The organism is Vibrio ichthyoenteri ATCC 700023 (genome assembly GCF_000222605.1).
In the GTDB taxonomy this organism is placed as follows: Bacteria; Pseudomonadota; Gammaproteobacteria; order Enterobacterales; family Vibrionaceae; genus Vibrio; species Vibrio ichthyoenteri.
The window spans coordinates 18,328-32,039 of sequence record NZ_AFWF01000094.1 but is presented as its reverse complement, the minus strand read 5'-3'; the positions used below and the strand labels follow the sequence as shown (position 1 = coordinate 32,039).

Genomic DNA, 13,712 nt, shown 5'->3' with positions numbered 1-13,712 from the left:
AGTGGATGAGAGGCTGAAAATTAGCATCCACACGCTGAGAAATTTATATGTTATTAAATGTCATGAGATACGTAACAAAATTGCGAGCTAGCTAGCAATTATTCGGACGGAAAGCTCTCTCGATTGCGTGAATATGATCAGAGGTACTTCGCATGATTTTTGTCAACACATCTTCCAATGTAGCAATAGTGAGAAGAGGAATGCGCAACGGTAAATAAAATGGTCTGAATGCTACTGATTGCTTATATTTGAGCGAATTTTGATTCACGGAATGAATCCTTTAATGATATTTGCTCGCGTGTCGATTAAATCGCGGCTATTGATACTGTGCCTCTTGCCGACATTAGTTATTTTTCTTTTTAGTGCGAATTCAGTCATCCGTATTCAGGAGCGGCTCGATAGCTATACCGTCACCAAGGCGAAAGTGGAATATATCCGTCATTTTTCAGCATTGGCGAATAAGCTCTATTTTGTCCTTTCCAATCGTCTAAAAAATCGCCCGGCTAAACAAGATATTCATCAAAGCTTACTGCAGTTAGAACAAGCAGAGGAGCTGATCAGAGCACAGCAAAAAATAAATCCGAGAAGACGGACGATATTGCTGGAAAATATTGCAGAGTTGAAAGGGGTGTTGCCGGAGCTCGAATTATCAAATGACACGAACACAATCGAACTTGGTCGTTTGATCTTTAGTATTCTTGATACACTGTTTTCCACAGTGCAACAGATCGAAAATTATCATGCGGGCATCCCGATTCAAAAATCCGAAGTGGTATTGAGCGACTTGAGTTGGCTGCATTTCTGGATGGAAAGAGAGGCGTGGCTCGCTCGTGAAATCAACAGCCTTGATTGGGGTTACATTGATTATGCAGAAGAGTATTTCCGTGTCGGAGAGCGTCAACAGTACTACCTTGATCGGTTTTTGAATAATGAGGTCAATAACCACCAAGCGGATAAATTATTGGTGTTGTTTACGAGTAGAGAATTTCGTCAAAGTCGCTATTTCAGAAACCAAATGCTGCATAATCGTGCAACGCCGTTGGATGTGAATAAATTGATTCGGGTGATTGAGAGGCGTAATCGTGGCGTGGTCGAACAACTGAATGTGTTTGCCAATGAACTTGATCGTGCTGTTGCGCTTGAAATTCATATTATCCAACGTAAATTGACCTTGCTTGCAGTGATTAGTGGTTTCATCTTTATTGTGATGGCTGCATGGGGTGCTAGCACTCTGATTCGCATCAACTCCAAGCTTACGCGTATCCTTAATACCATGGGGACGATGAAACATAGCGGTGACGTTGCTCTCATTCCTGTTGATGGAAAAGATGAATTCACGGCTTTCGCCGATAGCTTGAATCATATCATTCAAGAACAGCGCGATTATGAGCAGCAGCTAGTCGAAGCCAAAGAAAGTGCGGAAGCCGCCAACAAAGCAAAAAGTATCTTTCTTGCCAACATTTCCCATGAAATCCGCACACCTCTTAATGGCATCATTGGTATGACCGAAATTTTGTCTGATAGCCAGTTAAAGCCGAACCAAATGGAAATATTGACGGATATAGAAGGCTCATCTCAGTCTTTGCTGGTGTTGATTAATGACATTCTCGATCTATCAAAAATTGAATCTGGGCGGTTATCGCTATCGGTGGTTGAATCCAATATTAAAGAAGTTATTTATGAAACATTGGCGGTATTGCTAAATAAAGCGAGAAAACAACAAGTCTCTTTGTTTGTTGAATGGTTGACGCCAATCCCAACGACGATTTATCTAGATGAATTTCGCTTTAAACAAGTGATACTCAATTTGCTCAGCAATGCGGTTAAATTTACTCACCAAGGGAGTGTCAAAATTCAACTCTCAGTGGTAGATAATGATGGCAAAGTGACTCTAACCTGCACCGTAGTTGATACGGGGGTGGGGATAGCAAAAGACAAACTCAATGAAATATTTAAACCTTTTACTCAAGAAGATGGCGGGATCACGCGCAGTTATGGTGGCACCGGGTTGGGGCTGACGATTTGCCGGCAGTTGATTGAGTTAATGAGTGGTGAGATATACGTTGACTCGTCAGTGGGCAGAGGCAGCCGCTTTGTCGTTTCAATTCCTGTGGAGCGCTCTTCGTTTCAAGCTACGCCCATCACAATTAAAGAACATGTATTATTGGTAGTAAATAAAAGCCAATACCGCCATTTTGTTACCCAAGAATTAAATCAACTTAATGCGGTTTTTTGTTGTATAGAAAGTGTCAAACAAGCCACTAAGCTTGCGCAACAGTATGATGTTGTATTGTATTGCGATTCAAGCAACACCAGCATTGTTAAAGATCTCGCGCAACTTAGGGTATTACAGTCCAACGCAGAGATAGTTGTTCTCTTAGGCTTAGAAGGAAAACTTGCTGGGTTGGAGACCCTCGTCTCATCCAGTTTGACCTTACCGCTGCTTGGCAACCGCTTAGTCGCTGCGTTGCAAAACAAATCATACGCGCGTTTGGTTGAGCCAATGGTTAGCTCAACACCGACTAGCCTCAATTCCGATAAGTTGGCCGTCAGCAACGTTCTGATTGTTGAAGATAATCTAATGAATCAAAAAATAGCGAGCCTATTTTTAACTAAAGCGGGAATGGAATATCAAGTCGTGAACAATGGCCTTGATGCAGTGAATTTAATTCAATCGGGAGCGGTTTTTGATGCAATATTAATGGATTGTATGATGCCAGTGATGGATGGGTTAACAGCAACCCAAAAAATACGGCAATGGGAGCAGGATAATGGTAACCCTCGCATCTCGATTATTGCTCTGACAGCGAGTGTATTGCCGGAAGATATTGATAGCTGCTTTGATGCCGGAATGGATGCCTACTTAGCTAAACCGTATAAATCAAAACAGCTATTTGAAATTTTTGCGCAGTTAAAGTCGGTTACTCAACCGGTTTGCTGATATCGGCTAGCGGTAGCCAATTCACTTTAACGCCTGCTTGCAGGAACATCTCTTGGCTGATCTTGATTTTATCCCCCCAACGAGAAAGAAAATCTTCAGTTTGTTCAGGGCAATGTACGGCTGAAATTCCGGTTTGAATGATTTTTGCAGCACAGTTTGGGCATGGGAAATGCGTCACCCAAATTTCACAACCGTCCAAATCACGCTTGGCGAATAAGATGGCGTTTTCTTCCGCATGAAGTGTTTTTAAGTACTTCATTTCACGCTCATCGGTTTCCGCACTATCGGAAATGCCATGCGGATAGCCATTGAAGCCAACTGAAACGATGCGATTTTGCTTGGTAATGACCGCACCAACTTGAGTGGATGGATCTTTACTCCAAGAGCCAACAAGTTCAGCCATTTGGTAAAAGCGTTGCGCCCATTTTGAAATCATTAAAATTCCTTACAAAGAGTAAATCTGCTAACAAGTAAGCGATGACGTTGTTACATCTGTTCACTATCAAAGCACAATAATGTGATCTAGATATGGTCATAATATCTCACTTTTTAACGAGTTAGTAGCCACAATCCGCTGAGTGATTGTCCGATTTATTGCGTTTAATGGTTATGGCATGATTTGTTTGAGCAATGAGCGGGAAAAACCGCCCGTGGAGATGTAAGAGATCTCTCACAAGTGCGTGCGACACTATCGTTTTATGGTTAGGTTAATAGCGTGGTTTTTTGTTTATCTAATTGAAAATTAACGATTAAATCTAATTTTGTTACGATTTGCTGTCATTTTATAGTTGTCAAACTATTGAGACATTTAGCGAGGACGGTTAAATTAAAGTTGTCGGCAGGAAGCGGACACGGAACAGGAAAGGCCCACGGATTTGGTCATCTTCAGGACGAAGATATAGTCATCGAGGAACGATGATTAGCTAGGATAGCGTAGGACACCGCTAGGACAGCGATGTAAGGAAGTGCTGAAGGATGCAGCGTACTATCAAGGATATGATGCAGGGAGCACTTATTAGTAGCCGGATTGCTGCGAGTAAGAATAGACCCCGTTAGGCTTTGCCTAGCGGGGTTTTCTTTTATACGGACGAAATTGAATGGTTAGCGCTTAAAAGTAACCGCTTCTGTTTCAGCTAGATGGATTTGCGTCGTTGCTGGCTGCGTTTCTGCAATTACCTTACCGTGGCGCACTGAGTAACGCACAGGGACTTGACGACGCACGGCATCAAAACCATTTTCAGCTGGAAGGATCAGCAAGCTACCTGGCTTACCTAATTCGATGCCATGTTGGTCATGAATATTCAAAGTGCGTGCTGAGTTAGTGCTGATAAGATCTAAGCCGTTATTGATTTGGTCGTATCCCATCACCTGACACACATGTAGACCCATATGCAGCACTTGCATCATGTTCGCAGTACCCAGTGGATACCAAGGGTCGAAGACATCGTCATGACCAAAACAAACATTGATATTAGCAGCAAGCATCTCTTTCACTCGCGTCACACCACGACGTTTCGGGTAATCATCAAAACGACCTTGTAGGTGAATGTTCACCAGTGGGTTCGCGACAAAGTTGATGCCGGACATACGTAGCAAACGGAACAGACGTGAAGCATAGGCTCCGTTATAAGAGCCCATAGCGGTCGTATGGCTTGCTGTGACTTTATGACCCATATTGAACTTGTGCGCCAGCGCCGCTAATGTTTCGATAAAGCGTGACTGTTCATCATCAATTTCATCACAGTGCACATCGATTAGACGGTCGTATTTTTGTGCGAGTTCAAAAACGTAATGCAGTGATTCAACACCGTACTCACGTGTAAATTCAAAGTGTGGGATCGCACCGATTACGTCAGCGCCTAATTGCACTGCTTCTTCTAACAATTCTTTGCCGTTCGGGTAAGACAGAATACCTTCTTGTGGAAACGCAACGATTTGAATATCGACCCATTGTTTCATTTCTTCACGTACTTCGATCATTGCTTTCAGAGCGATCAACGTTGGATCTGAAACGTCTACGTGAGTACGTACGTGTTGCACACCGTTGGCAATTTGCCATTTAAGGGTTTGTTTAGCGCGAGATTTCACGTCTTCAATTGAAAGCAGTTCTTTGCGTTCAGCCCAACGCTCAATACCTTCAAAAAGAGTACCTGAAATATTCCAGCTAGGTTCGCCTGCGGTTTGCGTTGTGTCTAGGTGAATATGCGGTTCACAGAAAGGGGCAACGGCAAGGCCACCCTCAGCATCAAGTACGTCACCATTAAAGTTGAGCTCTGTTGTATTGTCTTCAATACGCTCGAATTGACCATCCTTAATCAGAATCTGTTTAAGACCTTCTTGTCCTTGCAGAGTTGCGTTCTTGATCAGTAGTGTTGTCATGATGGTTCCTTACGCTGGCTGTTCAGCCAGTGTCTTTTTATTAATGATAGGATTTAAAACTAAGTAGCTGATTGCACCGCCAAGTACGGCATTTACTGGTACTACACCCGGTAAGAAGTGACCCGCAGCCACGCCAATTGCAACGGCCGCGATACCTGCCCAGTTAATCGTTTGGAACTGGACTTGGTCAAAATTGAGATAACGTTTACGGTTGGCTAAGAAATCCGCAATGATCACGCCACCAATAGGTGGAATCGCCAATGATAAGAAGGTCAACCAGCCGACAAAGTTATTGTACAACCATAATGCGCAAAGTGTACCGATTACGCCGTTAAGCATAGAGATATATTTACTTGGCAGGCCGGTGATATTTGAGAAACCAAGGCCTGAAGCGTAGAGCGCGTTGTCGTTGGTGGTCCAAATATTGAGGCCCAGAACGATAATGGCAGGGATAAGAAGACCTTGTGCAATCATGACCTCAGAAATGTCCGATTGCCCAGTCACTGCGGCCCCAGCGGCGCCAAAAACAAACATCAGTGAGTTACCAATAAAGAAAGCAATCATTGTCACCATGACCGCACCCATTGGCTTTTTGCCAAAACGAACAAAATCGGCGGTCAGGGTGCCTGCGCTGACAAACGAGCCAACCACCATGGCGAGAGCGATTGAGAAATCAAGCGGTTCAGCCGGTTGTACTTTTTGAAGTTGTTCAATGCCCCCGATGCTGTTGACCGCTTCAATCACGGAGTAACCACCAAGTAGGGCAATTGCAGGGACGGCAATCGCGGACAAAATCATCAGCGCTGCAATACCAAAGTAAACCGTTGCTGTCATAAGCAGTCCGGATGCGATGATCAGAACGTTGGTATCAATCCCCGTGGCTTTATGTACTGGAATCGCAAACATGGCGACGCCCACGCCAAACCATCCTACTTGAGTGCCGCCAAGAAGAGCAGAAGGAAGCCATGAGCCTTTAGAACCAAAAGAGAAACGAGCAAGGAGGTGAGTTGAGAGACCAGTAGAAGCGCCGATGTAGCCAAGAAATGAAGTGTAGATACCGAGGATGAGGTTACCAATTAGAACAGCGAGCAAGAAATCATTGAAGGAGAGGCCAATACCTAGGGAGCCTCCGGTCCACATACTTGCGGAGAAAAAAGTGAGCCCTAGCATCACCATGGTTAACGACGCTACGCCTTTACGGGCTGAAAGTGGAACCGGTCCAAGACTATAATTATTATCTGCAGCCATTTTTACCTCTACAAGTAAGACAAGAAAACTAAATGCCATGTTTTGGTTAAACGGCGCGTATTATGATGATTGAAGTTTCTGTGTCAATGATAAAATTATAAATTAAGTGCTTTAAATTAACTTATCTTTATTATAGCTCTAATAATCAGTAACTTGCGTTTTTACAAAAGTCTAAAATTCATGGTTATGAAAACGTTTTAATAGCTGGCTTTGTTGTTTAATTTTGCCGCTTTATGGTGCTTCTCTTTAAATGTCACGTAATCAAAGTTTATTGTGTTTTGGAGAGTGTGATTAAGTCTTTTTTATGCTCATGCAAACGTTTACCATTTGTTATGCTTATTTTTGGCAAATTTAGGTTTGGATTATTGTTTTTTATTGCTGGTTTGTGCGTCTTTTTAATCAAGGATTCTATAATTATAGGTTTTCCTTGGGATTATTGACTCTATTAGGTGAGTTTTTTGTTTTTATCACCGACAGTGCGTAACCTGATGACGGTGATCGACAGAGAGTTGAATGGAGTACAAATACCTGAAGATAGTCTGGTTATCGATTCACCTTGTTTTGGTGAAATAATTGATAATGGTGTGTTAATTGAGAGGTTTGCACAGGAAAAAACACGCGATGTCAGTATAATGCGCATAGCTTTCAATAAGGAGATAAACAATGAAACTTCGTTACTTGCTTTCTGCAACAACACTATTCGCAGCGGCTTTCTCTGCTCAAGCAAGCGCAAGCTGTGAAGTAACGCTCGAAGCAAATGATATGATGAAATTCTCAACCGATGTGATCAGTGTCCCTGCAACGTGTGAAGAGGTTTCAATCACATTGAAGCACACTGGTAGCTTACCTGCGACAGCAATGGGTCACAACATTGTGATTACTGATACAGCAAACGTTCAAGCAGTTGGCACTGAAGGTATGAGCGCGGGTATTGATAATAGTTATGTGAAGCCAGGTGATGAGAGAGTTTATGCCTTCTCAGAAGTGATTGGCGGTGGAGATTCTACAACGCTTACTTTTGATACCGCGAAGCTTAAAGCGGGTGGTGACTATACATTCTTTTGTTCATTCCCAGGCCACTGGGCAATCATGAAAGGCAAGTTTGAGTTTAAATAATACTCTCAGGCAGATGATATAAAAACGCCCCGCATTGCGGGGCGTTGTTGTTATTCAGCTTTATTATCGTGATGTTAACTAACAATATCGATTAAAGATGGGAGTGGATGGCGCTACTTTACCGACCAAGTGACGTCTTCACCTGCCTTGATTGGCACCACAATATCGTTACCAAATGGCATGCTTGCAGGAACCGCCCATGCTTGCTTAGTCAGGGTGACGGTGTCTGTATTGCGTGGCTGGCCGTAAAAATCAGGGCCATTGTGGCTAGCAAAGCTTTCAAGGTTTTCTAGTTTGCCTTCTTGCTCGAAAACTTCAGCATAGAGCTCCAACGCTGCATGAGCAGTGTATGACCCTGCACAGCCACAAGCGGCTTCTTTTTTGTCTTTTGCGTGTGGTGCTGAGTCTGTGCCAAGAAAGAATTTCTTACTACCACTGGTTGCAGCAGCCACAAGCGCTTGCTGATGAGTATTGCGTTTTAGGATCGGCAAGCAGTAGAAGTGTGGCTTAATACCACCCACAAGCATATGGTTGCGGTTGTACATCAAGTGATGGGCAGTAATCGTTGCAGCGACATTATCATTAGCAGCAGTAACAAAATTTGCAGCGTCTGCGGTCGTGATATGTTCCAGAACGATTTTTAGATTAGGGAAATCGTTAACGATTGGTGCAAGAACCGTTTCTAGGAACTGTTTTTCACGGTCAAAAATGTCCACGTCGTGCGCCGTCACTTCGCCATGCACCAATAACAACATACCCACTTCTTCCATTGCTTCAAGCACCGGGTAGATGTTTTTTGCACAAGTGACTCCTGAATCAGAGTTGGTCGTTGCGCCAGCAGGATAGAGCTTTGCTGCAACAACGACGCCTGAAGCTTTAGCTTTGCGAATCTCGTCTGGGGTTGTGTTGTCAGTAAGATAAAGAGCCATCAAAGGAGAGAACTGAGCACTCGGCTTTTCCGCCATGATTCGTTCACGATAAGCAATAGCGAGTTCGGTATCGGTAACCGGTGGGATGGTGTTTGGCATGATGAGCGCGCGGCCATTGTAACGGCTGATATCGCGTACCGTGTCTTTGAGAACTTCGCCATCGCGAAGGTGTACGTGCCAGTCGTCCGGACGAGTAATTGTAATCGTTGTCATGTAAGCTCCCACCATGGAATAGTTGTCTGATTGGAGCCTAAGCATTTGTTTATATGAATAAACGCGAACGCTTAGGCGACAGGATGATAGAGGAAAGCGATGACGATTTCACCTTCTTTTTTTTATCGGCAGCGCCGAGACATACCGACAAACTAAACGTTTGCGTAATTCGTTGAGGGATTCCAAGTACTTGTCGCCAGATCGATGGCTTTACGCACTCGGCAAGTCAGAGGCAAAAAATTTCGTTATACTCGCAAGCATAACGGCCGAAGTAATACATAACTAAGGAACAGCAATGTCAGCCTCAACACTATCAAAAATTAATGTCTATCCGGTTAAGTCTGTGGCCGGTGTTTCAATGTCTACCGCTTGGGTTGAAAAACAAGGACTGATGTTTGACCGACGTTTCATGCTCGCCAAAGCAGATGGCGCGATGGTTACGGCACGAAAATACCCACATATGGTGCAGGTAAAATCAGTATTGTGCTCTGATGGCTTGTTGTTCACTGCGCCAGATCGTCCTGCGCTGCGTATTCGTTATAGTGAATTTAAAATGCAACCGACGCCCGTGACAGTTTGGGCTGACACCTTTAGTGCGTATACCACGACAGATGCAGCCGATGATTGGTTTAGTGATGTTGTAGGGTGTCGTGTTGAATTAGTGTTTACTGGGGAACAATCGCAGCGAATACGTGAGAAATTGGGCCACAATGTGAGCTTTGCTGACGGTTACCCATTATTAATTATTAGTGAAGGATCACTGGCGGAGTTAAATAAACGCAGCAGCGACACGCACACTATGGATCAATTCCGCGCTAACTTGATCGCATCTGATCTTGAGCCTTTCGCTGAAGACAGTTGGAAGCGAATTCGAATTGGGGAAGTGGAGTTTGAAGCGGTAAAGCCTTGTGAACGATGCATACTGACAACGGTTGATATTGAAACTGGCATGTTCAAAGCGAATAAGGAGCCGCTAAAAACCTTGAGCGAGTTTCGTGCCAACCAGTTTGGTGGTGTATTTTTTGGGCAAAATTTGGTGGCAAAAAATGAAGGGATGATTCGAGCCGGCGATCCTATTGAAGTGCTTGAGTTCAAAGAGAAGGAGTTTTATGCAGATAATTCACCTCAATTGCACCAACTGGTTTGTGTTGAGCGTGAAGAAATCGCTCGTGATTTCACTACGTTCTGGTTTGAAGCCCCCCAAGCAATGATTTATAAGCCCGGACAACATCTACCGATTGAAATAACAATGAACGGTGAACAATTTTCGCGCCGTTACACCCTTTCTTCTTCACCATCAAGGCCGAATAAATTAGCGATTTCGGTGAAGAAAATCGCTGGTGGCCGTGTTTCTCATTGGTTGAATGATCATCTGCAAATTGGCGATGTATTGTATTGCCAATTCCCTGATGGCGCATTTCATTTAGAGCAACACCACCAAAAACCCACTTTGCTTCTTTCGGCTGGAAGTGGCGTGACGCCAATGCTCTCAATGCTGAGATATCTGGCAGACAGCCCGCAATTAGATGATGTGGTTTTTTATCATCAGTGCAGTACTGAGGCTGACATTCCCTACCGTAGTGAGCTTGAGCAACTAGCGCAAGAGCACAGTGGATTAAAAGTGTTGTTGTCACTCTCTAAAGCACCGTTGGATTGGTTCGGCTTAAAAGGGCGTTTAAGCCCGATGCACTTAAAGCAGGTGCGAGATATTGCCGATCGAGCAGTGTATGTTTGTGGCCCAGAAGGATTCATGCAGCAAGCTAAGTCGATGCTATTACAAGCCGGCGTCAGTGCCACACAATATCATCAAGAAGCGTTTACGGCGGCGCGAGTAGAAAATACGGTAGAACAAACCCTAACGGTCAAAGTGAATCATCACGAGTTTGTTGGTGACAACCAGCGTACGATGCTTGAACAAGCTGAAGAGGCGGGTGTCAATATCCCAAATAGTTGTCGAGCGGGGCTGTGCGGCGCGTGTCGTGTGACAGTCGTGTCCGGTAAAGTCACTCATGCTCAGGTGCCGGCACTGGATCATATTGATGTTGACGGTGGCGAAGCTCTCGCGTGTTGTGCAGTGCCAGCTTCGGATATTGAAGTGAAATATTAGTTCTAATGCATCTCAAGACTTGTGCTAGTAATGTGACTAGCACAAGCGGATGAGGTTCTTGTTATTGTGTGGTTCTATATCGTCACGCTAGATCGTTATTGAGGATCGTTGGCTCGATATCGTCTTTTTTTCCACGTTTAATCTGGGCTAAAATTACGCCACTAATGACCATGATACCGCCAATGAAGTGATAGATATGCACGGTTTCACCCAGCATAGTCGCGGCAAGCGTGACCGCAACAACCGGTAAGAGATTCATAAACATAGCACTGTTGTCCGCGCCAATTACGTCGATGGATTTGATCCACATCCAAGGCGCTGCAATCGAGGCCGCAATCGAGGCAAACAAGATGATTGGCATGGCTTCAGAAGGGGGGAGTAATTGCTCGCTAGTAAGCCAAATCGGTGCCAACATGATCATCGATGCGAACCCCTGCATGTAGATCAACACACTATTAGGTAAATGCATCTTCCAACGTTTGATGAGAACGCAGTATAGGGCGTAGGCTATTGAGGCTACGACCATTAATGCGTCACCTGTGGTGATACTTTGCGATAAGAAAAACAACATATCGCCTTTGCCTAGCATGTAGGCTAAGCCAACTAAAGCAACCACACCACCCACAATACTGTTACGCGAAATTGGCTTCCCTAGTATCGGCACGCTAATAAAAATGGCAATCAGTGGTACTAACGCACTGATCAAAGACATATTAGAGGCGGTAGTGGTCAGTGCCGCATAGTAGCCACACGATTGGTTTATCACCATACCCAATAAACCAAGAATGCTGAGCTTGAGCAAATTTGGTCGGATATCACTCCACAGGCGTATTACCTTTGGTAAACAAAACGGCGTTAAAATGGCAATGGCAAACAACCAGCGATAAAAGCTCATTGCACTTGGCTCGATGAGTGAGGCGGCCATTTTACTGGCAACCGCATTGGTTCCCCAGATGAAAACGGTGAGTATCGGCAGTAAGTAGATCATGTGAGGTTTATCGCATTGTTAGAGTGGCGGGTAGTTTGTCAGGTCTGTATAATTGCAAGTATCTTTAAAACGACATCGTGCGCTCTAGGAAGACAAGTTTGAGAAAATCAGCCAAACATTTGCACCCGTCGTTATCGATCGATAAAGCGCCATCAGATGTATTTATGAATTTTGAAGCGTTTTTATCGAACACAGAGACGCGTGTACACAGCCATCCGTGGGGTCAGGTTCAATTGATCAGTGGTGGAATACTTGAAATGGAAGTCGAGGATGTTCGTTTTTTAGCGCCCCCTCATTTGGCTATTTGGGTCCCACCCGGTGTCATGCATACCAGTTTTAACCGTAAGCCATTATCTTATTGTTCCCTAAATGTGGCGTTGCACCTTACAGAAAGTTTTCCCGACAAAACCAGTTTGATCCGAGTGACGTCTATCGCGTCGTCAATCGTTGATGATTTTCGTGTGAGAAGAATTAATGTTGCCAAGAGTGACGCTGATAAGCGGCTAGTCCAAGTACTGCTCGATCAATTAGCCACGCGAGATACACAACACCACTTTTTGCCATCCACAGACAACAAGTACATTGCACCGATCCTTGCTGCGGTTGAAGAAGATCCAACCGATAACACCAGTCTCTCTGAATGGGCAGAGCGGGTGCACACCACAGAACGAACCTTAGCAAGACATTGTCAATCTGAGTTAGGCATGAGCTTTACTGAATGGCGTCTGAGAGTGCGTTATCTCTATTCCATGGAGTTGTTACAAAAGGGACACTCAGTTAAAGAGGTGGCGTTTACTTTAGGTTATAACCAAGCCAGTCCCTATATTGCGATGTTCAAAAAATATTCTGGTCAAACGCCAGAGCAATATAAGAGCAAACTGATCTATTGAGTCGTTTTCTATCCTGAGACTGAGCACGGCATTTTGGGTGATAAAGCGGGGTTGAAGTGATCCCCGTTTGCACGGGGATATTCAATTTGGGTGCGGGCGTTGATCGCTATTTGATATGAAAGATTTGTTCAGTTTCCAGCGAAGTCATCGCGCGAATTTGACGCCAAACGTAGTAAAAAATACCCAACATCATCAGCATGCTTGGAATCGCAATGATAGGGTAGCTGTATAGCGTAAGCTTACCGAGTTCTTCATTAAACTGAGCTGTACCTGCCGGACTGGTCACAATCCAAGTGGCGAGGAAATAGTTCATTGCTGAAGAAAATGCGAAGGTACTAGCGAAGAGATAGTTTGATGATGCTAGGCAACGCTCAAACGCTTCTGAGCGGCCATTTTCTTTTAGACGTTCAGTGATCAAGGTCAGGTTGAGCACTGTGTCATTGAGGATCATCTTCTGCATGAATGGGTAACGGGTAAACGTTGAACCTAATACCGCTAAGCCAATCAGGCCGGGAATCAATGCTTCTTTAAGCGCTAACCAGCGTGTATCAAGCTCTAGTAAGCCAATACCACCGGTCAATAAAACACTGACAAAGCCAAGTGCTGCGATAAAGTTGAATTTCTTGTTGCGGATAAGATCCATGCCACCGTACGCAATCGGAAAGAGCAAAGCGACAACCAGTGCCATTGCGGTTCCTAGGTGCTCTTCACCACTGAATTTCATTAAAATGAAAGATGGGATGAAGACGTTAAAGAGGATCTCGAATAGGGGATTCGACTTTTTCGCGGTCGTGTTATTCATAATATTCTACGGACTCTACTATGTCGGCTGCTATTTACATTTGAGACGAAGTGTTCATCGCCAAGCGGCAGATGTAAAGCGTTAATGCCCCAAGTTATG

At 44.3% G+C, this 13,712-nt stretch carries 10 protein-coding genes; 4 read left to right on the top strand and 6 right to left on the bottom strand.

Annotated features, from left to right (window positions below; all coding sequences use genetic code 11):
* Positions 1–283: 283 nt before the first annotated feature.
* On the top strand, positions 284–2,941 hold the full coding sequence (locus tag RH85_RS08445) for a hybrid sensor histidine kinase/response regulator (RefSeq protein WP_039948895.1): 2,658 nt from the start codon (positions 284–286) through the stop codon (positions 2,939–2,941).
* On the opposite strand, the gene RH85_RS08440 is transcribed toward RH85_RS08445, so the two are convergent.
* The 3 genes from RH85_RS08440 to codB form a co-directional block, all read right to left on the bottom strand.
* The gene (locus tag RH85_RS08440; RefSeq protein ID WP_006711800.1) at positions 2,922–3,377 is read right to left on the bottom strand and encodes a dCMP deaminase family protein; all 456 of its coding nucleotides are present in this window, start codon (positions 3,375–3,377) and stop codon (positions 2,922–2,924) included. The genes RH85_RS08445 and RH85_RS08440 overlap by 20 nt on opposite strands.
* 665 nt (positions 3,378–4,042) lie before the next feature.
* Positions 4,043–5,320, bottom strand: a complete 1,278-nt coding sequence (locus RH85_RS08435; RefSeq protein WP_006711799.1) for a cytosine deaminase — start codon at positions 5,318–5,320, stop codon at positions 4,043–4,045.
* 9 nt (positions 5,321–5,329) lie between these two features.
* A complete protein-coding gene (codB, locus tag RH85_RS08430; protein WP_006711798.1) occupies positions 5,330–6,568 on the bottom strand; it encodes a cytosine permease in 1,239 nt (412 codons plus the stop codon).
* A 663-nt stretch (positions 6,569–7,231) separates the two neighbouring features.
* Between codB and azu the strand changes: the two genes are divergently transcribed.
* Positions 7,232–7,684, top strand: a complete 453-nt coding sequence (gene azu / locus RH85_RS08425; protein ID WP_006711797.1) for an azurin — start codon at positions 7,232–7,234, stop codon at positions 7,682–7,684.
* Positions 7,685–7,797: 113 nt separating this feature from the next.
* Here azu and pyrC read toward each other — a convergent pair whose 3' ends face one another.
* Positions 7,798–8,826 (bottom strand): dihydroorotase, encoded by a 1,029-nt coding sequence (gene pyrC / locus RH85_RS08420; protein WP_006711796.1) that lies wholly within the window; start codon positions 8,824–8,826, stop codon positions 7,798–7,800.
* A gap of 295 nt (positions 8,827–9,121) precedes the next feature.
* Here pyrC and RH85_RS08415 point away from each other — a divergent pair, with 295 nt between their 5' ends.
* Positions 9,122–10,933 carry a hybrid-cluster NAD(P)-dependent oxidoreductase gene (locus RH85_RS08415; protein ID WP_006711795.1) on the top strand — a complete coding sequence of 604 codons (1,812 nt, stop codon included), beginning with the start codon at positions 9,122–9,124 and terminating at the stop codon, positions 10,931–10,933.
* A gap of 82 nt (positions 10,934–11,015) precedes the next feature.
* Here RH85_RS08415 and RH85_RS08410 read toward each other — a convergent pair whose 3' ends face one another.
* On the bottom strand, positions 11,016–11,921 hold the full coding sequence (locus RH85_RS08410) for a DMT family transporter (protein WP_006711794.1): 906 nt from the start codon (positions 11,919–11,921) through the stop codon (positions 11,016–11,018).
* A 98-nt stretch (positions 11,922–12,019) separates the two neighbouring features.
* Between RH85_RS08410 and RH85_RS08405 the strand changes: the two genes are divergently transcribed.
* Entirely contained in the window at positions 12,020–12,811 is a 792-nt protein-coding gene (locus tag RH85_RS08405) for an AraC family transcriptional regulator (RefSeq protein WP_006711793.1), read from the top strand.
* A gap of 106 nt (positions 12,812–12,917) precedes the next feature.
* Here the strand turns inward: RH85_RS08405 and RH85_RS08400 are convergent, their stop codons facing one another.
* Positions 12,918–13,613 carry a VC0807 family protein gene (locus RH85_RS08400; RefSeq protein ID WP_006711792.1) on the bottom strand — a complete coding sequence of 232 codons (696 nt, stop codon included), beginning with the start codon at positions 13,611–13,613 and terminating at the stop codon, positions 12,918–12,920.
* Positions 13,614–13,712: the final 99 nt, after the last annotated feature.